Source organism: Herbidospora sp. NBRC 101105 (assembly GCF_030269205.1).
Classification (GTDB): domain Bacteria; phylum Actinomycetota; class Actinomycetes; order Streptosporangiales; family Streptosporangiaceae; genus Herbidospora; species Herbidospora solisilvae.
The window spans coordinates 148,243-172,289 of the sequence record NZ_BSSX01000001.1 but is presented as its reverse complement, the minus strand read 5'-3'; the positions used below and the strand labels follow the sequence as shown (position 1 = coordinate 172,289).

The 24,047-nt window shown below is 71.2% G+C and carries 21 protein-coding genes; 12 read left to right on the top strand and 9 right to left on the bottom strand.

The window, feature by feature from the left end; translation table 11 throughout:
* Positions 1 to 14: 14 nt before the first annotated feature.
* Together QSK34_RS00760 and QSK34_RS00755 are read right to left on the bottom strand one after the other, a co-directional pair.
* Entirely contained in the window at positions 15 to 2,528 is a 2,514-nt protein-coding gene (locus QSK34_RS00760) for an FtsK/SpoIIIE family DNA translocase (RefSeq protein WP_285578773.1), read from the bottom strand.
* Between the two features lie 292 nt (positions 2,529 to 2,820).
* Positions 2,821 to 4,278 carry a pectate lyase family protein gene (locus QSK34_RS00755; RefSeq protein WP_285578769.1) on the bottom strand — a complete coding sequence of 486 codons (1,458 nt, stop codon included), beginning with the start codon at positions 4,276 to 4,278 and terminating at the stop codon, positions 2,821 to 2,823.
* A gap of 180 nt (positions 4,279 to 4,458) precedes the next feature.
* Between QSK34_RS00755 and QSK34_RS00750 the strand changes: the two genes are divergently transcribed.
* On the top strand, positions 4,459 to 5,943 hold the full coding sequence (locus tag QSK34_RS00750) for a sodium:solute symporter family protein (RefSeq protein WP_285578766.1): 1,485 nt from the start codon (positions 4,459 to 4,461) through the stop codon (positions 5,941 to 5,943).
* Positions 5,944 to 5,984: 41 nt separating this feature from the next.
* Here the strand turns inward: QSK34_RS00750 and QSK34_RS00745 are convergent, their stop codons facing one another.
* On the bottom strand, positions 5,985 to 6,170 hold the full coding sequence (locus QSK34_RS00745; protein WP_030450844.1) for a tautomerase family protein: 186 nt from the start codon (positions 6,168 to 6,170) through the stop codon (positions 5,985 to 5,987).
* Between the two features lie 46 nt (positions 6,171 to 6,216).
* Here QSK34_RS00745 and QSK34_RS00740 point away from each other — a divergent pair, with 46 nt between their 5' ends.
* Positions 6,217 to 7,170 (top strand): sugar kinase, encoded by a 954-nt coding sequence (locus QSK34_RS00740; RefSeq protein WP_285578761.1) that lies wholly within the window; start codon positions 6,217 to 6,219, stop codon positions 7,168 to 7,170.
* On the opposite strand, the gene QSK34_RS00735 is transcribed toward QSK34_RS00740, so the two are convergent.
* Genes QSK34_RS00735 through QSK34_RS00715 form a run of 5 tightly spaced genes read right to left on the bottom strand, consistent with a single transcriptional unit; the run spans position 7,157 to position 11,453 of the window.
* Positions 7,157 to 7,921: an IclR family transcriptional regulator gene (locus QSK34_RS00735; protein ID WP_161480498.1), complete on the bottom strand. Its 765-nt coding sequence runs from the start codon at positions 7,919 to 7,921 to the stop codon at positions 7,157 to 7,159. The two genes, QSK34_RS00740 and QSK34_RS00735, sit on opposite strands and share 14 nt — an antisense overlap.
* Positions 7,922 to 7,933: 12 nt before the next feature.
* Positions 7,934 to 8,686, bottom strand: coding sequence for an SDR family oxidoreductase (locus tag QSK34_RS00730; protein WP_285578758.1), 753 nt, complete (start codon positions 8,684 to 8,686; stop codon positions 7,934 to 7,936).
* The gene (gene kduI / locus QSK34_RS00725; protein WP_285578756.1) at positions 8,683 to 9,489 is read right to left on the bottom strand and encodes a 5-dehydro-4-deoxy-D-glucuronate isomerase; all 807 of its coding nucleotides are present in this window, start codon (positions 9,487 to 9,489) and stop codon (positions 8,683 to 8,685) included. The genes QSK34_RS00730 and kduI overlap by 4 nt, the downstream gene beginning before the upstream one ends.
* Positions 9,490 to 9,538: 49 nt before the next feature.
* Positions 9,539 to 10,480: an aldose epimerase family protein gene (locus QSK34_RS00720; RefSeq protein ID WP_285578754.1), complete on the bottom strand. Its 942-nt coding sequence runs from the start codon at positions 10,478 to 10,480 to the stop codon at positions 9,539 to 9,541.
* Positions 10,458 to 11,453: a LacI family DNA-binding transcriptional regulator gene (locus tag QSK34_RS00715; RefSeq protein WP_137251968.1), complete on the bottom strand. Its 996-nt coding sequence runs from the start codon at positions 11,451 to 11,453 to the stop codon at positions 10,458 to 10,460. Before QSK34_RS00715 ends, QSK34_RS00720 begins: the two co-directional genes overlap by 23 nt.
* A gap of 229 nt (positions 11,454 to 11,682) precedes the next feature.
* Between QSK34_RS00715 and QSK34_RS00710 the strand changes: the two genes are divergently transcribed.
* From QSK34_RS00710 to QSK34_RS00670, 8 genes are all read left to right on the top strand, one after another.
* Complete coding sequence (locus QSK34_RS00710; RefSeq protein WP_285578747.1) at positions 11,683 to 12,561, top strand: carbohydrate ABC transporter permease; 879 nt, start codon at positions 11,683 to 11,685, stop codon at positions 12,559 to 12,561.
* Entirely contained in the window at positions 12,558 to 13,427 is an 870-nt protein-coding gene (locus QSK34_RS00705; protein ID WP_285578745.1) for a carbohydrate ABC transporter permease, read from the top strand. Before QSK34_RS00710 ends, QSK34_RS00705 begins: the two co-directional genes overlap by 4 nt.
* Positions 13,427 to 14,311, top strand: a complete 885-nt coding sequence (locus QSK34_RS00700; protein WP_285578743.1) for an NAD-dependent epimerase/dehydratase family protein — start codon at positions 13,427 to 13,429, stop codon at positions 14,309 to 14,311. The genes QSK34_RS00705 and QSK34_RS00700 overlap by 1 nt, the downstream gene beginning before the upstream one ends.
* Complete coding sequence (locus QSK34_RS00695; RefSeq protein WP_285578741.1) at positions 14,312 to 15,166, top strand: 5-dehydro-4-deoxyglucarate dehydratase; 855 nt, start codon at positions 14,312 to 14,314, stop codon at positions 15,164 to 15,166.
* Positions 15,163 to 16,251, top strand: a complete 1,089-nt coding sequence (locus QSK34_RS00690) for a mandelate racemase/muconate lactonizing enzyme family protein (RefSeq protein WP_285578739.1) — start codon at positions 15,163 to 15,165, stop codon at positions 16,249 to 16,251. The genes QSK34_RS00695 and QSK34_RS00690 overlap by 4 nt, the downstream gene beginning before the upstream one ends.
* The gene (locus tag QSK34_RS37715) at positions 16,248 to 18,209 is read left to right on the top strand and encodes a DUF6807 family protein (RefSeq protein ID WP_353051358.1); all 1,962 of its coding nucleotides are present in this window, start codon (positions 16,248 to 16,250) and stop codon (positions 18,207 to 18,209) included. Before QSK34_RS00690 ends, QSK34_RS37715 begins: the two co-directional genes overlap by 4 nt.
* A 5-nt stretch (positions 18,210 to 18,214) precedes the next feature.
* The gene (locus QSK34_RS00675; protein ID WP_161480508.1) at positions 18,215 to 19,504 is read left to right on the top strand and encodes an ABC transporter substrate-binding protein; all 1,290 of its coding nucleotides are present in this window, start codon (positions 18,215 to 18,217) and stop codon (positions 19,502 to 19,504) included.
* Between the two features lie 79 nt (positions 19,505 to 19,583).
* Positions 19,584 to 20,831 (top strand): pectate lyase family protein, encoded by a 1,248-nt coding sequence (locus QSK34_RS00670; RefSeq protein WP_285578737.1) that lies wholly within the window; start codon positions 19,584 to 19,586, stop codon positions 20,829 to 20,831.
* 55 nt (positions 20,832 to 20,886) lie between these two features.
* Here QSK34_RS00670 and QSK34_RS00665 read toward each other — a convergent pair whose 3' ends face one another.
* Positions 20,887 to 22,290, bottom strand: a complete 1,404-nt coding sequence (locus QSK34_RS00665; RefSeq protein ID WP_285578734.1) for an aldehyde dehydrogenase (NADP(+)) — start codon at positions 22,288 to 22,290, stop codon at positions 20,887 to 20,889.
* A 135-nt stretch (positions 22,291 to 22,425) separates the two neighbouring features.
* On the opposite strand from QSK34_RS00665, the gene QSK34_RS00660 reads away from it, so the two are divergent.
* Together QSK34_RS00660 and QSK34_RS00655 are read left to right on the top strand one after the other, a co-directional pair.
* Positions 22,426 to 22,767 carry a YciI family protein gene (locus QSK34_RS00660; RefSeq protein ID WP_161480511.1) on the top strand — a complete coding sequence of 114 codons (342 nt, stop codon included), beginning with the start codon at positions 22,426 to 22,428 and terminating at the stop codon, positions 22,765 to 22,767.
* A 4-nt stretch (positions 22,768 to 22,771) separates the two neighbouring features.
* Positions 22,772 to 24,034 carry an RNA polymerase sigma factor gene (locus QSK34_RS00655; protein WP_285578732.1) on the top strand — a complete coding sequence of 421 codons (1,263 nt, stop codon included), beginning with the start codon at positions 22,772 to 22,774 and terminating at the stop codon, positions 24,032 to 24,034.
* The last annotated feature ends 13 nt before the right edge of the window (positions 24,035 to 24,047 follow it).

The following is a 24,047-nucleotide window of genomic DNA, read 5'->3' as shown; positions in this document are numbered from 1 at the left end:
AATCAGTAACATCACTATGTTGTAGCGCCGGGGTCACCACCCCGGAGATCTGCGAGCAATCCGGCGAGTTCGTCCGGCTTCACCATCACCTCACGGGCCTTGGAGCCCTCGCTCGGGCCGACGACGTTGCGCGATTCGAGCAGGTCCATCAGGCGGCCCGCCTTGGCGAACCCGACGCGCAGCTTGCGCTGCAACATCGAGGTCGAGCCGAACTGGGTCGTCACGATCAGCTCGGCGGCCTGGATCAGCAGGTCGAGGTCGTCGCCGATCTCCTCGTCGATCTCCTTCTTGGCGGTCGCCTGGGCGGCCACGTCCGAGCGGTATTCGACCTGCATCTGGGCCTTGCAGTGGCCGACGACCTCGGCGATCTCCTTCTCCGAGACGAACGCGTTCTGCAGGCGCATCGGCTTGCTGGCGCCCATCGGGAGGAACAGCGCGTCACCCTGGCCCACCAGCTTCTCGGCGCCGGGCTGGTCGAGGATGACCCGCGAGTCGGCGAGCGAGGAGGTGGCGAACGCCAGCCGCGAGGGCACGTTGGCCTTGATCAGGCCGGTGACGACGTCGACCGAGGGCCGCTGGGTGGCGATCACGAGGTGGATGCCGGCCGCGCGGGCGAGCTGGGTGATACGCACGATCGAGTCCTCGACGTCGCGGGGGGCGACCATCATCAGGTCGGCCAGCTCGTCGACGATCACCAGCAGGTAGGGGTAGGGCTGGTAGACCCGCTCGCTGCCTGGCGGGGCCACGAGGCTGCCGGCCCTGACGGCCTTGTTGAAGTCGTCGACGTGCCGGAAGCCGCTGGCGGCCAGGTCGTCGTAGCGGCGGTCCATCTCCCCCACGACCCATTCGAGGGCCTCGGCGGCCTTCTTCGGGTTGGTGATGATCGGGGTGATGAGGTGGGGGATGCCCTCGTACGCGGACAGCTCCACCCGCTTGGGGTCGACCAGGACCATCCGGACCTCGTCGGGGGTGGCCCGCATGAGCACCGAGGTGATCAGGCCGTTGATGCAGGTCGACTTGCCCGCGCCGGTGGCGCCCGCGATGAGGATGTGCGGCATCTTGGCCAGGTTGGCCACGATGGTGCGGCCCTCGACGTCCTTGCCGAGGCCGACGATCATCGGGTGGTGGTCGGCCTGGGCCACCTGCGAGCGCAGCACGTCGCCCAGCGACACCAGGTCCTTGTCGACGTTGGGGATCTCCACGCCGATCGCCGACTTGCCGGGGATCGGCGACAGGATGCGCACGTCGGCCGACTTGACGGCGTAGGCGATGTTCTTGGTGAGCGCGGTGACCTTCTCGACCTTCACCGAGGGGCCCAGCTCGATCTCGTAGCGGGTCACGGTCGGGCCACGCGTGAACCCGGTGACCTGGGCGTCGATGGCGAACTGCTCCAGCACGCTGGTCAGCGCGTTGACGACGGTCTTGTTGGCCTTGGTCTCGGCCTTCGGCGCGCTGCCGGGGCGGAGCATCTGGGTGTCGGGGAGCGTGTAGGGACCGGCCTGCGGCGAGAGCATGAGCTGCTCGACCTTGCGCGGCGCGGGGGTGGGCTCGGGCGGCAGCGTCTGCTGGGGCGCCGGCGGCTCGTCGGCCGGAGGCGGCAGCGGCACGTCGTCGACGAGGCCCGGCACGATCTCCGGCGAGTGGTCGGTCGGCTTCTCCCGCAGTATCGGCGTGTCGTAGGGCTTGACGTGCTCCCCCGGCTCGGGACGCGCCGGCTTCTTCTTCGGCTTCCTGTCGGAGGAGTTCTCGAAGGGCTTCTGGAACAGCAGCACCTTGATCTCACCCAGCCGCTCGGGCACCCGGTGGATCGGCGTCGCGGTGACCACCAGCGCGCCGAACCCGGCCAGCATCAGCAGCAGCGGGATCGTGATGAACGACGGCAGGATGCTGTCGGGCGGCGCGGCCACGATGAACCCGAGCATGCCCCCGGCGGCCGATACCTTCTCCATGCCGTCGTCGGCGGTGCCCGCCGGATAGGGGGTGCCGTGCGCGACGTGCACGATGCCGAGGATGCCGGCCGCCAGCGCGGTGAAGCCGATCAGCATGCGGCCCGTCTCGCCGTTCTGGTCGGGGTGGCGCAGCAGCCGCCAGGCGATCAGGCCCATGATCAGCGGCACCGACCAGAAGAGCGACCCGACCGTGCCCCGCACGACCGCGTCGACCACCGTGGCCACCGAGCCCTTGCTGGTCCGCCACGTCATCGCGGCCAGCACGATCGCGCCCGCCAGCACGGCCAGGCCGAGGCCGTCGCGCCGGTGGGCGGGGTCGAGGTCGCGGGCGCCGTTGCCGATGGCCCGCGCCGCGCCGCCGATCGCGTTCGCGATCAGGGTCCAGATGCCGACGACGAGCTTGCCGATCATCAGGAACACCCACGACAGCGGGTCGTTCCCGGTGCCGACCGGCCGCCTGGGCGGGGCCGGCTTCCGGCGGGGCGGTGGCGCCTTCTTCTTGACGGTCGGGCGGGGGGCGGGACGTGGCGTCTGCCGAGACGTCGGCCGCTTCCCACCGGAGGACGCACGGGTGGCCATGATGGTCACGGTATTGCGCAACCGCCACATAAACACGTAAGCGCGCCGCCCAACCGTGCATCGCCGTCGTGGGTCTCGAAGTTCCTTTCCGTTACGGCTTCGCGTGGCCGGCCATACGACCGGCTCTGGCCGCAGGCCCGCGCTGGTGCGCGCACGCGGGGATGTCCCCGTGGTGGAGCCCGAACCGCCGGCCCGGCGCAGGAGCTCAGGCCGCGGAGAGGCGCCGGCCCCCGTGAGGGCCGGCGCCTCCTGTTCCGTGTCGCCCGGTCAGGTCAGGGGACCGGGTGACGTGCTAGAGGTTGATCCGGCCCGCGCCCGCGCCGGAGGTCACGATGGACTTGACGCTGGAGGCGGTGTCGAGGGAGTAGGAGTACGGGATCGACGCGACGCTGCCGCCGGCCTGGCCCGTGCCCGAGTTGACGAAGTGGTTGTTGCGGGCCACCAGGGTGCCGGGGCCGGAGTCGCCCTCGCCCAGGTGGTAGGGGTCTTCGGTGTTCTCGAAGTAGTTGCCCTCGACGAGCACGCCCGCGCCCTCGGTCGAGGCCACGCCGTAGCTGGTCACGCCGCCGTAGTAGTTGTTGTAGACGTGGACCGGGTTGCCGAACCGGACGCGCGGGTGGCGCTGGCCGGTGCCGTCGAACCAGTTGTGGTGGTAGGTCACCCGCAGGTGGCCGCGGTCCTCGGAGCCGTTGCCGTCGTCGTGGCCGAGCAGCATCGACTTGTCGTGGTCGTAGATGCGGTTCCACGAGATCGTCACGTAGTCGCTGGCCCGCTTGACGTCGATGGCGCCGTCGTAGCCGTTGGACAGGGTGTTGTGGTCGATCCAGACCCGCGTGGAGTACTGGACGTTTATCGCATCGTCGTTCCAGTTCCGGAAGGTCAGGTTGCGGATGATCACGTTGGTGGCCTCCGCGACGTTCAGGCCGCAGCCCTGGATGACCGCCCCGGAGTTGCCGATGATCGTCTTGTTCGAGCCGACGCGGAGCATGCCGGAGCAGGAGATCGTCCCGGAGACCCGGATCACGGCCGCGTTGGTCCCGGACATCGCCGTGGTCAGCGCGCCCGAGCTGGTGACGGTGGTGGCCGAGGCGTTGCCGCCGCCGGTGGTGCCGCCGCCCTGGGTGGCCCAGCCGACCAGTCCGCCGGGCGGCGGGCCGACCGTCGGGGTGACCGTGGGGGTCGGGTTGGGGGTCGGGGTGACCGTCGGCGTGGGCTGCGGGCCGCTCGACGGGGTGAACGTCCAGTGCTTGGTCACCACGTTGTCGCAGGAGTTCTGCTGGATGACGGCGTTGGAGGCGGTGGAGTTGTCGCGTGTGTTCACGCACTTGCCGCCGTTGCCGTTGACGATCCGGGTGCCGCTGGAAGCGTCGGAGAACGTCCAGGTCTGCGAGGCGGACCCGTTGCAGGTCTGCTGGACGATCGCCTTGCCCGCCGAGCTGCTGTTGTCCTGGACGCCCAGGCACTTGCCGCTGTGCCCGGCGGTGATGCGGTAGCCGCCGTTCTGGGCGGTCAGGGTGAAACGCTGGTTGGTGGTGCCGGTGCAGGCGTACTGGATCAGCCCGGCGTTGTCGGCCGTGCTGAAGTTCAGCACGTCGAGGCAGAGGTTGCTGCCCCGGTTGACCACGGAGTACGTACCGGCGCCCGGGGCCGCGTGGGCGCTCGTGGTCAGCGGGACCACGACGCCGGCGACGGCCAGGACGGCGGCGCCGAAGACGGCGAGCAGCCGTCTTCTGACACTCAATCTGGACACGTGTGAAGCTCCCTTCTCAAGGTCGCTGCACAACATAAGCGCCTGTTTCATGTAGTGAAACGATGAGGTCAGATCGATCTTCGCGACATGGGCGTACACAAAAAAGGCCTTGAAAGTTTCATGTGGCGGAACGCTTTTCTATGTGTTGACACGCCGTTCTGTGTAGTGGAATCTCCAGGCATGTCTGCTCTCGATTGGTCGGTCCTGGCCGCCTACTTCGTCGTGATGATCGGCATCGGCGTCTGGTCCAAGGGCCGCGTCCACACCGTCGTCGACTTCTTCACCGCGCGCGGGCGCATTCCCTGGTGGCTCGCCGGGATCTCGCACCACATGTCCGGCTACAGCGCGATCATGTTCGTCGCGTTCGCGGCGGTCGCCTACAACTACGGCCTGGCCATGTACGTCTGGTGGGCCCTCACCATCGGCATCGGCGTCGGCATCGGGGCCTTCCTGTGGGCGGCGCGGTGGAACCGGCTGCGGGCCGCGCACGGCGTGGCCTCCCCGCTGGAATACCTGGCCCGGCGCTACAACCTGCCGGCCCAGCAGGTGCTCGCCTACAGCGGCGCGCTGCTCAAGGTGGTCGACATCGCGGCCAAGTGGGTGGCCATCGCGATCCTGCTGCGCGGGTTCGCGGGCATCCCGATCTTCTGGGGCATCCTGGTCACCGGGCTCGTCACGATGGTCTACATCACGGCCGGGGGCCTGTGGGCCGACGTGCTGACCGACTTCGGGCAGTTCGTCATCCAGGGCGTCGCCGGGATCGCGATGTTCTTCGCGGTGCTGAGCCACCTCGACGGGCTGCCCACGTTGTGGACGATGTGGGACCGGCTGCCCGAGGGCCACGGCGACCCGTTCGCCGGGCCGTACACGGTGACGTTCTTCCTGGCGCTGCTGTTCATCAAGACCTTCGAGTACAACGGCGGGATGTGGAACCTGGCGCAGCGCTACATGGCCGCGCCGAGCGGCAGCGAGGCGAAGCGGTCGGCGCTGCTGTCGAGCGCGCTCTGGCTGGTCTGGCCGCTGATCCTGTTCATCCCGATGTTCGCCGCGCCGCTCATCGTGCCGGGCCTGGCCAACGCCGAGGAGGCCTACGTGAAGCTGGCGCAGACCCTGCTGCCGCAGGGGGTCGTCGGCCTGGTGCTGGCGGGGTTCTTCTCCCACACGATGGCGATGGTCTCCTCCGACGCCAACGTGATCTCCTCGGTGATCACCCGCGACATCGCGCCCGTGCTGATGCCCCGGTTACGCCGCCTGGCCGACGCGGCGCAGCTCACCTTCGCCCGCGTGACCACCTTCGTGTTCGTGCTGATCAGCATGGTCATCGCGATCACCACCGAGGGCCAGGGGATGGTGCTGAAGATCGTGGTCGACCTGGTGGCGGCGACGATGGGCCCGATCTCGATCCCGCTGATGCTCGGCATGCTGCCCTGGTTCCGCCGCAGCGGCCCGCTGGCGGCCATCGTGTCGTGGGCGGCCGGCCTGTCGGTCTGGGCCTACGTGAAGTGGATCGCCGGCTCGACCGACCAGGCCGTGGTGGTCGGCGTGCCCCTGGTGACCTCTCTGGTCCTGTACGTCGCCGTCGGCCTCCTGCGGCCCGAGCGCACCCGCGACCGCGACGAACTGGTCGACTCCCTGAACGACGACCACGACCCCGCGCGTACCTGAGGAAGGAAGGCCCCCATGGCGCGGTGGGGGCCTTCGCACGTCTAGCGGTCGGACTCCAGGACGCCGCCGTTGGCGACGTCGGACTTCTCGATCTCCCAGTACACGATTCGCACCGCCTCGGGGCGGGCCTTCAGAATGTCGACGGCGGCCTCGGTGACGGCGGCGACGAAGTCCCTGCGCTGGTCCATGGTCCGGCCGGACAGCAGTTCCACGGTGATGTTGGGCATGACGTCCTCCCTAGGCGTTGCGTAAAATAAGACCATATTCCACTACATGGAACAACAGAAGAAGGTGCGCATGGATGTGGTCGTGGCAGGCGAACCGCTGGTCGAATTCTCCGCCGACCATCCGCTGACCGAGGCCGAGACCTTCCGCCTGTCCTTCTCCGGCGACGCCCTGAACGTGGCGGTCGCCGCGGCCGCCGCCGGGGCCCGCACCGCCCTGGTGTCCCGCCTGGGCGACGACGAGTTCGGCGAACGGCTGATCCGCTTCGCCGCCGGCCACGGCGTCGACACCCGCTGGCTGACCCCGGGCACCGGCCCGACGGGCGCCTACGTGGTGGGCGCCGACCCGTCGGGCGAACGTGCCTTCGCCTATCTGCGGCAGGGGTCGGCGGCCTCCCGCCTGACACCCGCCGACCTGGCCGACTCCCCCGCCGCCCTGGCCCGCGTGCTGGTGCTGAGCGGCATCACCGCCGCGTTGTCGGAGACCTGCGACCAGGCGGTCAGATCCGCCTCCGCGAACGCCACCGGCCAGGTCGTCTACGACGCGAACTTCCGGGCCCGCCTGACCGCCCCGGAAGCCGCCGCCGCGACCCTGCGCGCCGTCGCGCCCCACACCGCGATCGTGAAAATTTCATCCCCCGCCGACAGCGTGGCCCTCGTGGGCACCGCCGATCCGGTCGAGACGGTCCGCCGCGTGCGCGACCTGGGGGCCCCTTCTGTGGCCGTGACGATGGGGGCCGAGGGCGTGCTGCTGGCCGAGGGCGACCGGCTGCACGAGATCCCGGCGGTGCCCGCACGGCTGGTCGTCGACCAGACGGGGGCGGGCGACAACTTCACCGGCGCGATGGCGGCCTGGCTGGCCCGAGGGGCGTCGCTGCCGGACGCGGTGCGGGCGGGCACGGCGGCGGCGTCGCTCTCGCTGGCGGGCCGGGGCGGAACGGGCCGGGTCGCGGCGGCCGCCGAGATCGAAGACCTGCTGGGAGACCCGGTCAGCGGCGGGTGAGGGTCGTCGGGGCGCCGAGCGCCAGCGACACCTCGCGGGCCGCCGACACGATCTCGGGGGCCAGTTCCCGCAGCGCCTCGGGCTCCAGGTCCATCGCCAGCGTCGAGATGGAGATGCCGCCGAACACCTGGCCGGTGTGGTCGAAGACGGCCGCGCCGACGCAGCGGATGCCCGGCACGTTCTCCTCGTCGTCGACGGCGTAACCCGCCGCGCGGACGCCGACCAGGTGGGCGAGCAGTTCCTCCTCGCCCACGACGGTGTTGGGGGTCAGCTTGACCGGCTGGGTGCGGGCCACGATGGCGCGGACCTCGTCGTCGTCGAGCTGGGCCAGCACCGCCTTGCCGATGGCCGTCGAGTAGAGGCGCAGGCTCATGCCGACGCGCGAGGGCATCTGGTAGGGGCGGCGACCCTCCAGCTTCTCGACGTAGACGGCCTCGTCGCCGCTGCGGATGGCGAAGTGGGTGGTGAAGCCGGTGCGTTCGTGGAGGGCCCGCAGGGCCGTGGCGGCCTGGCGGGCCGGGTCGAAGCGGCTCATCACGCGCCCGGCCAGGGTGAGGATGCGGGGGCCCGGTTCGTAGCCGCCGTTGCCGTCGGTCCGGGCGAAGTCCCACTCCACCAGCGACTGGAGGATGCGGTGCACCGTCGACTTCGAGACGCCCGTGGCGGCCGCGATGTCGGTGATCCGGTGATGTTCGGCGATCGCCTCGAGGACCGCGAGCGCCTTGTCGATGGAACTGCCTTCCCTGACCACGCCCCGAGCCTACTAGCGGGCCAGCCAGCCGCCGTCCACGGCCAGAACGTGACCGTTGACGTAATTCGACGCGGGGCCGGCCAGGAACACGGCGGCCCCGGCGACGTCCTCGGGGGTGCCCCACCGCCCGGCGGGGATGCGTGCCCTGATCGCGGCCTCGCGTGAGGGGTCGGCCCGGAGGGGGGCGGTGTTGGCGGTGGCAACGTATCCGGGGGCGACGGCGTTGACCTGGACCCCGGCCGCCGCCCATTCGCAGGCCAGCGCCTTGGTGAGCCCGGCGACGCCGTGCTTGGCGGCGGTGTAGCCCGGGACGGTCACGCCGCCCTGGAACGACAACATCGAGGCCAGCATGACGATCTTGCCGCTGCCCCGGGCCAGCATGGGCGCCCCGAACGCCTGGCACAGCAGGAAGACGGCGTCGAGGTTCACCCCGAGCACCTCCCGCCAGTCCCGGTACGCGTGCCCCGCGGCCGGGGCCCGCCGGATGACGCCGGCGTTGTTGACCAGCACGTCCACCCGCGTGGAGGCGAGCAGTTCGGCGGCGGCCTCCGGGATCGCCTCGGGCGCGGACAGGTCGAGCACCCAGCGCCGGGCCGCGCGGCCGAGTGCCGCCACCTCGGCCTCCACCTCGTCGAGGTCGTCGTGGTGACCGTGCAGGACGAGATCGGCCCCGGCGCGGGCCAGCCCGACGGCGACGGCCCGGCCGATGCCGGTGCGCGCGCCGGTGACCAGGGCGGTCACGCCCTCCAGGGAGAAGGGGTTCACCGCAGGTCGCCGATCGCCACCGGCACCATGTCCTGGTAGTCCTGGTTCTCGCCGCCCATGGCCCAGACGAAGGCGTAGCCGCGGGTGCCGAAGCCGCAGTGCACCGACCACGGCGGCGAGACGACCGCCTCCCGATCGGCCACCACCAGGTTGCGCGTCTGCGCCGGCTCGCCCATCAGGTGGATCACGCGGTCGTCGGGACCGAGGTCGAAGTAGAGGTAGGCCTCGGTGCGGCGGTGGTGGGTGTGGCAGGGCATGGTGTTCCACATGCTGCCGGGGGCGAGCACCGTCACGCCCAGCACGAGCTGGCAGCTGCGGATCCCGCCCTCGTGGATGTGCTTGTGCACGACCCGCTCGTTGGCGCCCTCCCGGCCGCCGAGGGCGAGCCGTTCGGGGTCCGTCGACAGCGTGGTCGGGTGGCTCGTGTGGGCGGTGGTGGAGACCAGGTAGAAGGCGCCGCCCTCGAACGTCACGTCGCGAGCGCCCCGGCCGACGTAGAGGACGTCCCGGCCACCCAGCTCGAACGCCGAGCCGTCGACCGTCACCGTGCCGGGCGGGCCGACGTTGACCACGCCCAGCTCACGGCGTTCGAGGAAGGTCGCCGAACCCAGCGCCGACGGGTTCGGCAACGTCAGAGGCCCGGCGGCCGGGAGCGCGCCGCCGAGCACGAGCCGGTCCTCGTGGGAGTAGAGCAGCCGGACCACCCCCGGCCGGAACAGGCCGTCGGCCAGGAACCGCGCCCGGAGCTGCTCGGTCGTCATGCCGGGGATCTGGTCGGGGGCGGTGGCGTACCGGACGTCCATCTCTCAACCTTCCCGTAAGACGGAAGTGCGTACCGCTACATAGAACAGGCTAGCGCATGGGAAAGCGATACTCCGTCCACGACCGGAACTCCTCGCCCGGCCGGAGCACGACCGAGGGGAAGCCCGGCTGGTTGGGCGAATCGGGGAAGTGCTGGGTCTCCAGGCAGAGGCCGGCGTGGGGGCCGTAGGGCGTGAGCTCGGGTGAGAGCATGCCGCCGGCGTAGAACTGCACGCCCGGCTGGTCGGTGGCCACCTCCATGACCCGGTCGCCGCACTCGACCCGGATCAGCCCGCCGAGGTTGAGCACGTAGTTGTGGTCGTACACGCCGCCCATCCGCGCGCCGACGGCAGCGGGCGAGCGGAAGTCGAACGGGGTGCCCTCGACCGGGGCCAGCTCCCCCGTGGGGATCTTGTGCTCGTCGACCGGCGTGTAGGCGTCGGCGTCGATCGTCACCACGTGGCCGAGCACGTCGCCGCCCCCGGCCAGGTTGAAGTAGCTGTGGTTGGTCAGGTTGAGCACGGTCGGGGCGTCGGTGACGGCGGCGTAGTCGATGCGGAGGGCGCGGTCGGCCAGGGTGTAGGTGACCTGGACCGACAACGTGCCGGGGTAGCCCTCCTCGCCGTCGGGGCTCATGTGCCGCAGCACGATCGTGTCGGCCGCCGCCGAGGCCGACCAGACCCGTTTGTCGAACCCGCGCACGCCGCCGTGCAGGGCGGCCGTGCCGTTGTTGCGGGCCAGCCGGTAGGTCGTGCCGTCGAGGTCGAAGCGGCCGCCGGCGATGCGGTTGCCGTAGCGGCCGACGACCGCGCCGAAGTAGCGGCTGCGGGTCAGGTAGTCGCCGAGGGTGTCGCAGCCCAGCACGACGTCGACGCCGTCGACCTCCAGCGACTGGATCACGCAGCCGTAGGTGAGCACCGCGGCGGTCAGGCCGCCGCCGGTCAGGACATGCCGTTCGACCTTCTCGCCCTCAGGGGTCTGTCCGAAGTTCACGCCTCACCGGTCCCGTCGAGTCGCGGATGATCAGGTTGGTGGCCAGGGTGGCGAGCGCCGGAGTGGCCGTCTCCCCCGCGCCGACGAGCTGGAGCAGCAGGTCGACGGCGGTCCGCCCGGCGGCCTCGGCGGGCATGGCGACCGTGGTCAGCTTGGGCCGGCTGACGCGCCCGGCCACGATGTCGTCTATGCCGACCACGCTGACCCGGCCGGGCACCTCGACGCCGAGCGCGGTCAGGCCCTCGACCAGGCCGATCGCCATCAGGTCGTTGTAGGCCAGCACCCCCGTCACGTCGGCCGACGCGACCGCCTCGGCCAGCGCCAGGCCGCCGTGCTCGGTCGGGGAGTTGGGGCCGAAGACGGTCAGGTCGATGCCGGGCACCGCGTGGGCCGCGTCGGTGATCTCCCTGGACGTCCACGACCCGGCCGGGCCCGCCAGCAGGGCGATCCGGCGGTGGCCGAGCGACACCAGGTGGCCGATGGCCTCGCGGGCGCCGCTGCCGACGTCCATCAGCACGTTGGACATGCCCTTCATGCGCCGGTTGACCACGACGAACGGGACGTCCTCGCGCAGCTTCTCGATGACCCGGTTGGACAGACGCGGGGAGCACAGCAGCACACCGTCGACCTGTTTGGCCAGCGTCTGGATGAGCTCCTCCTCGACCTGCGGGTCCTCGTCGGTGTCAGCGACGAACACGTGGTAGTCGCGGGTCCGGGCGTGGGCCTGGGCGCCCTTGATCAAATGGGAGAAGAACGGGTTGGCGATGTCGGCCACGATCAGGCCGAGGTTGTGAGTGCGCCCCGTGGTCAGGGCGCGGGCGGCCCGGTTGGGCCGGTAGCCGAGATCCTCCGCCGCGGCCAGGACCCTGTTCCTGGTCTCGGTGTTGACCAGGTGCGGCGCCGAGAACGTGCGCGAGACGGTCGACACATGCACCCCGGACGCCTGCGCCACGTCACGGATCGTCGCTGCCACGGAGCTCCTCTCCTCCCTGTCTCCAGGGCAGGTCCCAGACGCGGACCACGGTCGCCCGCGTCCCGCTCTGCCGAGAATTAATGCAAACGGTTGCATCAGTGTCAAGGCGGAAAGGCCTTCTCCAAATTGACCCCTTGACGTTTCCGACGAGTGAAGGGAATGTTTCGTGCAACCGGTTGCAGTATCACGTGTCTCGCTCCCCCGGCCCCTCTTCTAAGGAGTCACGGCCATGCGTGTCGCACGGTCGCGCACCCCCTATGTCCTGATCGCCCCGGCGGTGATCGCGATGCTCGGGTTCCTCGTCTACCCGATGGGCAGCGTGATCTATTACAGCCTGCAGCACTACGACGTCACCCAGCCCTGGGACAACGGCTTCGCGGGCCTTGCGAACTTCCGCGTCCTGCTGTTCGAGGACCCGCTGTTCTGGCAGAGCCTCGGGTTCAGCGTGAAGTGGGTGGTCGTCGAGGTCGTGCTGCAGCTGCTCTTCGGGCTGGCGCTGGCCCTGATCGTCAATGAGACGTTCATCGGCCGCGCGATCTCGCGGGCCCTGGTGTTCTCGCCGTGGGCGGTGTCGGGGGTGCTCACGACCGGGATCTGGATCCTGCTCTACAACCCCTCGACCGGGATCTTCCGCTACCTCGCCGACATCGGCATCGGCGGCTACGACACCGCGCCGCTGGCCGACCCGTCGACGGTGTTCGCGGCCGCGGTGGTCGCCGAGTTGTGGCGCGGGGTGCCGTTCTTCGCGATCCTGCTGCTCGCCGACCTGCAAACGGTCTCAGGCGAGCTGTACGAGGCCGCGTCGGTCGACGGGGCCAGCCGGATCCGCCGGTTCGTGCACATCACGCTGCCGCACCTCAAGGACGCGATCATCCTGTCCACCCTGCTCCGCGCGGTGTGGGAGTTCAACAACGTCGACCTGCTCTACACGCTGACCGGCGGCGGTCCCGCCCACCAGACGACGACCCTGCCGCTCTACGTGGCCGCCAAGGCCGTCCAGTCGCACGACTTCGGCTACGGCTCGGCGCTGACCACGGCCGCGTTCCTGGTGCTGACCTTCTTCTCGATCGCCTATCTGAGGCTGAGCAAGTTCGGAGCCCGCTCGTGACCACGACCCTGATCCGGCCCGTCGCGCAAGCGGCGCCGCCGATCACCCGAAAACCCGCGAACCGGGTGAGCCGCTGGCAGATCTACCTGCCGCTGGGCCTCTACCTGCTGTTCACGCTGGTCCCCTTCTACTGGATGGTGGTCTTCGCGTTCCGGCCGCGCGGCTCGGACTCGCTGCTGCCGTGGCCCGTCACGCTCGACAACTTCGAGCACGTGTGGGCCGGCATGGGGTTCTCGGTCTTCTTCCAGAACTCGCTGCTGGTCGGCGTGGCCTCGCTGATCTCGACCACGGTGATCGCCCTGGCCGGCGGCTACGCCCTGGCCCGCTACGACTTCCGGGGCCGGCAGGCGTTCCTGGTCGGCATGCTCTGCACCCAGTTCATCCCGGGCGCGATGATGCTGATCCCGCTGTTCGAGATCTTCCGGACGCTCGGGCTGGTCAACTCGCTGTGGGCGCTGGTGATCGCCGAGACCGTCTTCCAGCTTCCGCTGTCGCTCATCCTGATCAGCGGGTTCGTCAAGAACATCCCGATCGAGCTGGAACAGGCGGCCTGGGTCGACGGCTGCTCGCGGCTGCGCGGCTTCTTCGCGGTCGTGCTGCCGATGTTGCGGCCCGCGCTCGTCGCGGTCGGGTCGTTCGCGTTCATCCACTCCTGGAACAACTTCCTCTTCGCGCTGATGTTCGTGAACGAGCAGGACAAGTTCACCCTGCCGGTCGGGCTGGCGTTCACGATCGGCGAGTTCAGCGCCGACTTCGGGGCGCTGGCGGCCGGCGGCGTGGTCGCGGCGGTGCCGGTCGTGCTCGTCTTCGCGGTCATCCAGCGCTATCTCGTGCAGGGCCTGTCGGCGGGGGCGGTGAAGGGCTGATGAGAGTTCTGGTCACGGGCAGCGCCGGCCGGTTCGGGCGCAGCGTGGTGACGGCGCTGGCCGACGCGGGCCACGAGGTGGTCGGCATCGACACGGTCGCGGGCACTCCCCCGCAGGCGCTGTGGTTGCCGGCCGACCTGACCGATCCCGGTGAGGCGTTCGGGGTGATGAGCCGGTTCCGGCCCGACGCCGTCGTCCACCTCGCCGCCGTCGCGACGCCGTTCTCGCGTACGGACGGGCTGACCTTCCGGGTCAACACGCAACTGGCCTTCAACGTGTGCGACGCGGCGACGGCGCTCGGGGTCGGCCGGGTGGTCGTGGCCTCCAGCCCGACCGTCATCGGCTACGGCGCGCCCGGAGGGTGGACGCCGTCCTACCTGCCGATCGACGAAGACCATCCGACCCGGCCGTGGAACGCCTACGCGGTGTCCAAGCTGGTGGCCGAGCAGGTCATGGCCTCGTTCGCGCGGTCGGGCGCCGACACCCGCTTCGCGGCGGTGCGGCCCTGTTTCGTGGTCGCGCCCGAGGAGTGGGAGGGCGCGCCGACGCAGTCGGGGCACACGATCAGGGAGCGGCTCGACCGGCCCGGCGTCGCCGGGGTGTCGCTGTTCAACTACGTCGACGCGCGCGACGCCGCAGGCCTGGTGCTGACCCTCGTCGACCGGATGCACGAGGTGCCCAGCGGCGAGGTGTTCTTCGCCGGGGCGTCCGACGCGCTGGCCAGGGAGCCGCTGGCCGACCTGCTCCCCCAGGTGATGCCGTCGACGGCCGGCCACGCCGCCGTGCTGACGGGCACCTCCCCCGCGTTCTCCGCGGCCAAGGCCGGGCGGCTGCTCGGCTGGCAGGCCAAGCGGAGCTGGCGTACCGAGATGGGAGACATCTGAATGGACCTCAGCGGGGTTCTCTTCTTCCCCGTCACCCCCTTCGACGCCGATGGCCGGGTGGCGGAGGGCGTGCTGGCCGAGCACCTGCGCGGCGGCCTGGCCCACGGACCGGGCGCGGTGTTCGCGGCCTGCGGCACCGGCGAGTTCTCCTCCCTGTCCGAGGAGGAGCACGCGCGGGTCGTCGCGGTCGCGGCCGAGCAGACGGCCGGGCGGGTGCCGCTCTTCGCCGGGGCCGGCGGGCCGCTCGGGGCCGCGCTCCGGCACGCCCGCACCGCGCGGGAGGCCGGGGCCGACGGGGTGCTGCTGCTGCCGCCCGCCGCCCGGGGCCCCCGCTACGCCGACTACGTGCGGGCGGTGGCGGCCGAGGGGGTGCCGGTCATCCTCTACGCCCGCGACCACCTGGTGCTCTCGCCCCAGGAGGTGCTCGACCTGGCCGCCGTCCCGGGCGTCGTCGGGCTGAAGGACGGCGTCGGGGACATCGACCGGATGCAGCGGATCGTGCGGGCGATGGACGGGCGCGACTTCACCTTCTTCAACGGGCTGCCGACGGCCGAGCTGACCATGCCGGCCTACCGGGCGATCGGGGTCGGCCTGTACTCCTCCGCGGTGTTCGCGTTCGCGCCGGAGATCGCGATGGCGTACCTCGCCGGGAACGAGCGGCTGCTCGGGGAGTTCTACGTGCCGCTCGTGGAGCTCAGGTCGAAGGTCGCCGGGTACGCCGTCTCGCTGGTCAAGGCCGGGGTGCGGCTGCGCGGGCTGGACGCCGGGCCGGTCCGGCCGCCGCTGGCCGACCTCGCGCCCGACCACCTGGCCGAGCTCGACCGCCTCATCAAGATCGGGCTTGAGCTGACATGACGCGGATCGCGGGCCTGCACACGCTCCCGCTGCGGGCGGACCTGCCCCGGCCGTGGGGGCCCGACGTGCCGTACAACCACGTGATCGCCTGCACGCTCGTCCTCGACGACGGGCGGACCGGCACCGGCTTCTCCTGGACCCCCTCGATCGGGGCGGCGGCGGTGACCGCCCTGCTCGACCACGACATCGCCGCGTTCGTGAAGGGGCTGCCGCCGCATCCCGAGGTCGTCTGGGACCACCTGTGGCGGCACCTGCGCGAAGCGGGCGGCGGCGGCGTCACGACCATCGCGATGGCGGCGGTGGACATCGCGTTGTGGGACCTGCGGGCGTCGGGCCAGGGGCTCGGGCTCGCCGACGCGATCGGCCGCCGCCGCGACACCGTGCCGGTCTACGCGAGCGGGGTGAACCGGCACCACCCGCTCGGCGAGCTCGTCGAGCAGGCCCGGCGCTGGATCGGCTACCCCGCCGTGAAGATCAAGGTGGGCCGCGACGACGACGTCGAGCGGGTGGCCGCCGTCCGGGAGGTGCTCGGGCCGGGCACCTCGCTGATGGTCGACGCCAACCAGCGCTGGGACCTCTTCCGGGCCCGGACGATGATCCGGGAGCTGGAGCCCTTCGGGCTCACCTGGGTCGAGGAGCCGCTGCCGGCCGACGACCTGCACGGGCTGCGGCGGCTGCGCGAGTCGGTGGACGTGCCGATCGCCGCCGGCGAGAGCCTCTCCACGGTCCACGAGTTCCGCGCCCTGCTGGAGGCGGTCGACGTCGTGCAGCCCAACGTCGTCAGGGTCGGCGGCGTCACCCCGCTGCTGCGCATCGCCGAACTGGCCCGCGTCCACGGCGTGCCCACCTTCCCGCACCTGCTGCCCGACCTGTCGGCGCAGCTCGCGCTGGCGCTCCCGCTGCCGTGCATGGTCGAGGACGTCGAGGACGCCTCCCTGGCCGCGCTCGGCCTGCTCGACGGGCCGCCGCCGGTCGAACTCGGCCCCGGCGGGGCCCGGGTCGGCGCCCACTTAGGTCATGGCCTGCGCTTCGTTTCCAGGCGGATTCCGAGCGCCTCGCTTCCCACCCTGGAGGGCCGATCATGAACGGCACCACCACACGAACCGTCCCGGTGGTCCTGGCCGGGGCCTACGGCCACGGCTGGTGGCACCTGGAGAACCTGCGGCGCCTGACCGGCGGCGGGCAGGTCCGGCTGGCGGGCGTCTGCGACGTACGGGAGATCGAGCCCGGCCTGCTGCGCGGGCTCGGCGACCCCGAGCAGTCGGCCGACCTCGGGCGGTTGATCGAACGGACCGGCGCCGAGGTGACCATCCTCGTCACGCCCATCCACACCCACCGCGACCTGGCGATCCGCGCGCTGGAGGCCGGGTCGCACCTGCTGCTGGAGAAGCCGCCCGCCGCGACCCTGGCCGGGTTCCACGAGATCGGGGCGGCCGTCCGGCGGACCGGCCTGGCCTGTCAGGTCGGGTTCCAGAGCCTCGGCTCGGCGGCGATACCCGCGATCCGCCGCCTGGCCGCCGAGGGCGTCATCGGCCGGGTGCGCGGCATCGGCGTCGCCGGCGCCTGGGAGCGCCCCTCGGCCTACTTCACCCGCTCGGCGTGGGCGGGCAGACGCCGCGCCGGGCGGGTCGACGTCATGGACGGCGCCCTCACCAACCCGTTCGCGCACGCCGTCGCGACCGCCCTGGCCGTGGCCGGGAAGGGCGCGGCCGACGACGTCGCCGGCATCGACGCGGAGTTGTTCCACGCCAACCCGATCGAGGCCGACGACACCTCCTGCCTGCGCATCCGCCTGTCGGACGGCCCGCCGATCACGATCGCGGTGACCCTCACGGCCGACCGCAGGCACGAGCCCTACGTGACCGTCCACGGCACCGAGGGGCGGATCACGCTGACGTACACCCTGGACCGGGTGCGGGTGGAGAGCCGGGCGCGCGGCGTGTCCACCACCACCTACGCCCGCGCCGACCTGCTGGAGAACCTCGTCTCCCACGTCCGCGACGGCGTGCCGCTGCTGGTGCCGCTGCACCGGACGGGCGCGTTCATGCGGGTGCTGGAGGAGATCCGGCTCGCGCCCGACCCGCTGCCGATCCCCGACGCCCACCAGGAGATCGAGCACGAGAACGGCGTCGTGGTCCGCCGCACCATCCCCGGCGTCGCCAACCTGACCGCGCGCAGCGCCGAGCACCTGGCGCTGTTCTCCGAGCTCGACGTGCCGTGGGCGGCCCCGCGCGCGGTGCTGAAGGCGGCCGGGCGGGTGGTCGCCGAGTACAACTGGCGGCCCGAACTGGCCACCACGCTCTCGCCCCGCCCCTACCTGCATCCGGTGCGGACGCTGGCGGGCGTCCCGGTGACCGAGGTCAACCCGGCCGACCACGTCCACCACCTGGGGGCCTCGATCGCGGTCGCCGACGTGTCGGGCCGCAACTTCTGGGGCGGCCGGACCTACGTCCGGGGCCGCGGCCCCACCTGGCTGAACAACCACGGCGTGCAGAACCACGTCGCGTTCACCCGCCGCGACGAGCACGGCTTCACCGAGACCCTGCGCTGGACCGGCGTCGACGGCCTGGACCTCATCGAGGAGACCCGCCGGGTCGAGGCCCGCCCGCTGCGCCGGGGCTGGGCCCTCGACGTGGAGTTCACGCTGGCCAACCTCACCCGCGAGCCGCTCACCATCGAGAGCTCGGCCACCAAGGGCCGCGCCGGCGCCGGGTACGGCGGCTTCTTCTGGCGGGCCCCCGGCGCGTCGGCCGACCGGACCGCGTTCACCGCGTGGGACGACGAGCCGCACGGCAGCCGCGCGCCGTGGCTGGCGATGTCGGCGGACGACTGGACGCTGATCTTCGTCCAGGACGCCGACCCGTGGTTCGTGCGCGTCGACGAGTATCCGGGCGCCGGACCGGCGCTGGCCTGGGAGGTCCCGCTCGTCGTCGAGCACGGGCTGACCCGCCGGATCGTCACCATCATCGCCGACGGCCGCCTCACCCCAGCCGAGGCCGCCGATCTGGTCACAGACATCGGGGACATCCAACGAGAAAGGTAGACACGATGGCCAGACGCCTGCTGTGTGCCCTGTTGATAGGCGCCGGTCTGACCATGACCGGATGCGGCGGCGACCCCGCCCCGTCCGGCGACGGCACGACCACCATCACCTTCTGGGACGACAACGGCGGCCCCGCCCGCACGCCGGTGTGGCAGCACATCATCGCCGAGTTCCAGAAGGCCAACCCGAAGATCAAGGTCGAGTACGTGGGCATCCCGATCGCCCAGGTCCAGCAGAAGTACGACACCGCCATCGCCGGCGGCGGCCTGCCCGACGTGGGCGGCGTGTCGACGGCAATGCTGGCCAACCTCGTGGCGCAGAAGGCGCTCGACCCGGTCGACCTGACCGGCCTGCCCCTGAACGAGCAGGTGGTGAACTCGGTCAAGTCGACGGTGCCCGACGGGAAGACGTACATGGTGCCGATGTCCACCAACATGGGGGTCTTCTGGTACCGCACCGACTGGTTCAAGGAGAAGGGCATCACCCCGCCCGAGACGTGGGACCAGTTCTTCGACGCGGTCGCCGCGCTCACCGACAAGCCGCAGAACCGCTACGGCTTCACCATCCGCGGCGGCGCGGGCTCGATCGCCCAGGCCATGGAGGTGCTGTACGGCCAGTCAGGCATCCCCGCGATGTTCGACGCGAACGGCGTCTCGACGGTGAACGACCCCAAAAACGTGGCCGCGCTGGAGCGGCTGGCCGGCCTGTTCAAGACCAGCACGCCCGAGGCCGACGCGACCAACGACTACGCCAAGATGGTCGCCCAGTTCGACGGCGGCTCGATCGCGGTCATGCAGCACAACCTGGGGTCCTACAACGACCACGTGAAAACGCTCGGCGCCGACAAGGTCGCCGCGCTGCCCGTCTTCCGCCCGGCCGACGGCGCCCCCCGCGCGGTGTTGTCGAACCCGATCGCCGGCATCGGCCTGTTCGCGAGCGGCGAGAAGAAGGACGCCGCGCTGGCGTTCGCCACGTTCGCCGCGAGCAAGGCGATGAACAGCTACTGGGCCGACAAGACGGGCGTGCTGCCCGCCAACACCGAGGTGAACTCCGAACCGTGGATCAAGGAACGCCAGCACGTCTCGGCGGCTCTGGACGTGCTGAACGACCCGGCCACGACGGTCGTGCAGATGCCCTACCACCTGCCGGAGTTCAACGCCATCACCAAGACCGACGCCGAGCCGAACTTCCAGAAGGTGCTCCTCGGGGAGCTCTCGGCCAAGGAGTTCCTCGACGGCATGGCGACCGCGCTGACCGAGGCCCAGGCCAAGTGGAAGCAGCGCAACGGCGGCTGACCCCGTTCTCCCGTACGTCTCCCGCCCCCTGACCTGGCGGGAGCCGTACGGGCTCTCTCTTTCCTTAGGAGACACCCGTATGCGCAGCATGCTCGTTTTCGCCCTGACGGCCGGCATTCTGGCCGGGCCCGGCCCCGATCCGGGCCGGCAGGTGCTGGGGCCCGGGGACGGCTGGGGCTCCCACGGCGCCGGCACCACCGGCGGTTCGGCGGCGCCCGCCGCGAACGTCCACACCGTCTCGACCCGCGACCAGCTCGTGGCGGCCCTTTCCGCGCCCAGCCCGAAGATCATCAAGATCAGGGGCACGATCGACGGCAACCTGCCCTGTTCGTCGTACACGACCGGCGGCTACTCCCTCGACGCCTACCTCCAGGCCTACGACCCCGCGACCTGGGGCCGCGTCGACCCCTCGGGACCGCTGGAGGAGGCCCGCGCGGCCTCGGCCGCCCGGCAGACCGCCCACATCAAGCTCAAGGTCGGCTCGAACACCACGATCGTCGGCGAGGGGAGGACCGCCCGCATCAAGGGCGTCAACCTGCACGTCGACAAGGCCGACAACGTCATCATCCGCAACATCACGTTCGAGGACGCCCACGACTGCTTCCCCCAGTGGGACCCGCTCGACGGCGCCGAGGGCAACTGGAACTCCCTCTACGACAACATCTCGCTGACCGGCTCGACCCACGTGTGGGTCGACCACAACACCTTCACCGACGGCGCCAACCCCGACAGCGCCCAGCCCGTCTATTTCGGCCGCCCGTGGCAGGTGCACGACGGCCAGCTCGACATCACCAGCGGCAGCGACCTGGTCACCGCGTCGTGGAACCGCTTCACCGGCCACGACAAGACGATGCTGATCGGCTCGACCAACAACCCGTCACAGGACCTCGGGAAACTGCGGGTGACCGTCCACCACAACCACTTCGAGAACACCCTCCAGCGGCTGCCCCGGGTCAGGTTCGGCCAGGTGCACGTCTACAACAACTACTACGAGGTGTACGACCCGGCGTCCTTCGTCTACGCGCTCGGCGTCGGCGTGCAGTCGCAGATCTACAGCGAGAACAACTTCTACCGCCTGGGCCGCGGCGTCGACCCGGCGAAGATCCTCTACAACTGGGGCGGCACCACGCTGACGGCCAGGGGCGACCTGCTGCGCGTCGGCGGCACGGTCACCCCGTTCGACCCGATCGCCGCCTACAACGCGGCCAACGACCCGGACCTGGGCGCCGACGCGGGCTGGACCCCGACGTTGCACACGGGCGTCGACCCGGCCTCGAAGGTGCACAAGGACGTGTCCCGGCACGCGGGCGCGGGCGAGATCGCCTAGACCGGCGGTTCCACGCCTCGACTTGCGGGAGGCGTGGAACCGTCACCGGCATGCCCTACCCGGCCGACAGAACCCCGTCGACCCGGCGCGGGACGCCCAGCGGGTTGTCCTCGCGCAGTTCGAGCGGCAGCAGCGCGTCGGGCAGATCCTGGTAGGCGACCGGGGTCTGCCAGCGCCGGATCGCCGTCGCGCCCACCGAGGTGTGCATCGGGGTGGTGCTGGCGGGCCACGGCCCGCCGTGGTGCATGGCCCACGTCACGGCGACGCCGGTCGGCCAGCCGTTCCAGATGACGCGGCCGGCCAGCCGGGCCAGCTCGGGCACCAGCGGGGCCGCCTCGACCGGGTCGGCCGAGTGGACGGTGGCGGTCAGCGAGCCGGGCAGGGCGCGGAGCACCTCGGGGAGGTCGGAGATCTCCTTGTACGTCACCACGATCGCCGACGGCCCGAACGTCTCCTCGGCGAACTCGGGCAGGCCCATCGAGAAGGTGGTCAGGTCGGCGGTGTGCACTCGCGGCGCGACGGCGCCCTCGGCCGGTCCGGCCAGACCGCGGGCCAGCTCGGTCAGGCGCCCGTCGAGCCGGGAGACGCCCGACTCGAAGCCCTCGCAGATGGCGGGGGTCAACATCGGGCCGCCGGTGGTGGCCGATACGGCGGCCGTGATGGCCTTCAGCAGTTCGGCGTCGTCGGGCACGAACAGCAGGCCCGGGTTGGTGCAGAACTGCCCGACCCCGAGGGTGAGGGAGGCGGCGAAGCCCTCGGCGAGGCGGACCGGGTCGGACAGGGCCGACGGCAGCACGACGACCGGGTTCACGCTGCCCAGCTCGCCGTAGAACGGGATCGGGTCGGGGCGCTCGTCGATCAGCGCCTGGATCGCCTTCCCGCCGCGCAGCGAGCCGGTGAACCCGACGGCCGACACGAGCGGGTGCTGCACGAGCTCCTTGCCGGCGTCGAACCCCTCGACCAGCCCGAGCAGGTCGGGGTCGGGCAGGGCGGCGCGGATCACCTCGGCGACCCGCCGCGACAACACCGGGTGCCCGGGGTGGGCCTTGACGACGACCGCGCAGCCCGCCGCCAGGGCGGAGGCGACGTCGCCGCCCGCGACCGAGAACGCGAAGGGGAAGTTGGAGGCGGCGAACACCCCGACCACACCCGGTACCGGCTGGAACATGCGCCGCACGTCGGGCCTGGGCGGGGTCGCCGACGGGTCGGCGTGGTCGATGATCGCCTCGACGTGCCCGCCGTCGCGCAGCACCCCGGCGAACAGCCGGAACTGGATCGCCGAGCGGGCGATCTCGCCGCGCAGCCGCACCTCGCCGAGCGAGGTCTCCTCGGCCGCGACCGGCCAGAGGTCGTCTTCGGCGGCCAGCAGCGCGTCGGCGACCCGGTCGAGCACGTCGGCCCGCTCGGCGGCCGGGCGGGTGCGCCAGACCTCCCCGGCACGGGCGGCTTCGTTGATCATCGAAATCCTCCGGTTTGTACTATGTAACATTTTTATACAGGGAGCCGGAAAAATCTTCGGGGCGGGTTGTCGATTTCGCGAACCTCCGGTCGTCGGATAGGCGAGGGTAGCGAAAAAACGATCAAGGAGATCCCCATGCCCCAGTACGCCGTCATCATCCACTCGCCCGCTCCGGCCGACCCGATGGACCTCACTCCCGACTACCTCGCCCTCCTCGAAGGCTACGGCCAGAAGGTGGCCGAACTGGGCGGCACCATCGTCACCGGCTTCGGCCTCCAGCCCAGCACCACCGCCACCTCGATCCGCGGCGACGTCGTCACCGACGGCCCGTTCACCGAGGCCAAGGAGGTCGTGGCCGGGTTCTTCATCCTGGAGGCCCCCGACCTCGACGTGGCCCTGGCCGTCGCCAAGGCCAACCCGGCGTGCATCGACGGCGGCGTGGAAGTCCGCCCGCTGTTCACGCCGCCCGCCGAGTGAACGGGTGAACGACGTCGAAGAGGCGGTCGCCGACGCGCACCGACGCGAGTGGGCCTTCGTGCTCGCCGCGACGGCGCGCGTCACCGGCGACCTCGACCTCGCCGAGGAATGCGTCCAGGACGCCTACATCGCCGCCCTGGACGCCTGGGCGCGCGACGGCGTCCCGAGGAAACCGGGCGCCTGGCTGACCCAGACGGCCAAACGCAAGGCGCTCGACCTGCTGCGCAGGGACAAGGTCTTCCGCGCGAAGATGCCCCTGCTCGTCGAACCGGACGCGGATATGAATGTGACGACCGACGAAACGGACGAGATCCCCGACGACCGGCTCCGCCTGATCTTCACCTGCTGCCACCCGGCGCTCGCCCGCGAGGCCCAGGTGGCGCTGACCCTGCGGCTGGTGTGCGGCGTCGCGACGCCCGACATCTCCCGCGCCTTCCTGGTGTCCGAACCCACCATGGCCGCCCGGCTCACCCGGGCCAAGAAGAAGATCGCCGCGGCCCGCATCCCCTACCGGGTGCCCGCCGCGGCCGACCTGCCCGAGCGGCTCGACGCCGTGTTGTCGGTGATCCACCTTCTCTACACGACCGGCCACACCGCCCCCTCGGGCGCCGACCTGGTCCGCGCCGACCTGGTCGAGCGTGCCGTCGCGCTGGCCCGCATGCTGCTGGCCCTCATGCCCGACGAGCCGGAGGTCCGCGGCCTGCTGGCGCTGCTGCTGCTCACCGACGCCCGGCGGGCGGCACGGACCGACGCCCGGGGAAGGCTGGTCGTCCTGGAGGACCAGGACCGCTCGTTGTGGGACCGGGCCGCCGTCGCCGAGGGCCGCGACCTCGCCGTGGCCGCCTTCCGCACCGGCCGGGTGGGACGGTACGCCGTCCAGGCGGCCATCGCCTCGCTGCACGCCGTCGCCCCGAGCACCGAGGCGACCGACTGGAGGCAGGTGGTCGGGCTGTACGACGTCCTGCTGAGAATCTGGCCCTCCCCCGTGGTGGCCCTGAACCGGGCGGTCGCGGTCGCCATGGTCGACGGCCCGGAGAAGGCGCTGGAGGAGGTCGACCTGCTCGCCACCGACGACCGGCTGGCCGGATACCACTACCTTCCGGCGGTCCGGGCCGACCTGCTGCGCCGCCTGTCGCGCTTCGGCCAGGCCGCCGACGCCTACCGCGCGGCCGTCGCGCTGGCCGACAACGACGCCGAAAGGGAATTCCTCGAAATCCGTCTCGCCGAGGTTGTCGATTCGGCGGAGGGGCGTTCGTCGGGAGGGTAGACGACACGAAGGA

Coding starts and splice junctions, on each gene's coding strand:
- QSK34_RS00710 (WP_285578747.1), top strand. CDS start 11,683: ATGCGTGTCGCACGGTCGCGCACCCCCTATGTCCTGATCGCCCCGGCG.
- QSK34_RS37715 (WP_353051358.1), top strand. CDS start 16,248: ATGAACGGCACCACCACACGAACCGTCCCGGTGGTCCTGGCCGGGGCC.
- QSK34_RS00670 (WP_285578737.1), top strand. CDS start 19,584: ATGCGCAGCATGCTCGTTTTCGCCCTGACGGCCGGCATTCTGGCCGGG.
- QSK34_RS00745 (WP_030450844.1), bottom strand. CDS start 6,170: ATGCCCAACATCACCGTGGAACTGCTGTCCGGCCGGACCATGGACCAG.
- QSK34_RS00700 (WP_285578743.1), top strand. CDS start 13,427: ATGAGAGTTCTGGTCACGGGCAGCGCCGGCCGGTTCGGGCGCAGCGTG.
- QSK34_RS00750 (WP_285578766.1), top strand. CDS start 4,459: ATGTCTGCTCTCGATTGGTCGGTCCTGGCCGCCTACTTCGTCGTGATG.
- QSK34_RS00695 (WP_285578741.1), top strand. CDS start 14,312: ATGGACCTCAGCGGGGTTCTCTTCTTCCCCGTCACCCCCTTCGACGCC.
- QSK34_RS00660 (WP_161480511.1), top strand. CDS start 22,426: ATGCCCCAGTACGCCGTCATCATCCACTCGCCCGCTCCGGCCGACCCG.
- QSK34_RS00760 (WP_285578773.1), bottom strand. CDS start 2,528: ATGGCCACCCGTGCGTCCTCCGGTGGGAAGCGGCCGACGTCTCGGCAG.
- kduI (WP_285578756.1), bottom strand. CDS start 9,489: ATGGACGTCCGGTACGCCACCGCCCCCGACCAGATCCCCGGCATGACG.
- QSK34_RS00675 (WP_161480508.1), top strand. CDS start 18,215: ATGGCCAGACGCCTGCTGTGTGCCCTGTTGATAGGCGCCGGTCTGACC.
- QSK34_RS00740 (WP_285578761.1), top strand. CDS start 6,217: ATGGAACAACAGAAGAAGGTGCGCATGGATGTGGTCGTGGCAGGCGAA.
- QSK34_RS00690 (WP_285578739.1), top strand. CDS start 15,163: ATGACGCGGATCGCGGGCCTGCACACGCTCCCGCTGCGGGCGGACCTG.
- QSK34_RS00665 (WP_285578734.1), bottom strand. CDS start 22,290: ATGATCAACGAAGCCGCCCGTGCCGGGGAGGTCTGGCGCACCCGCCCG.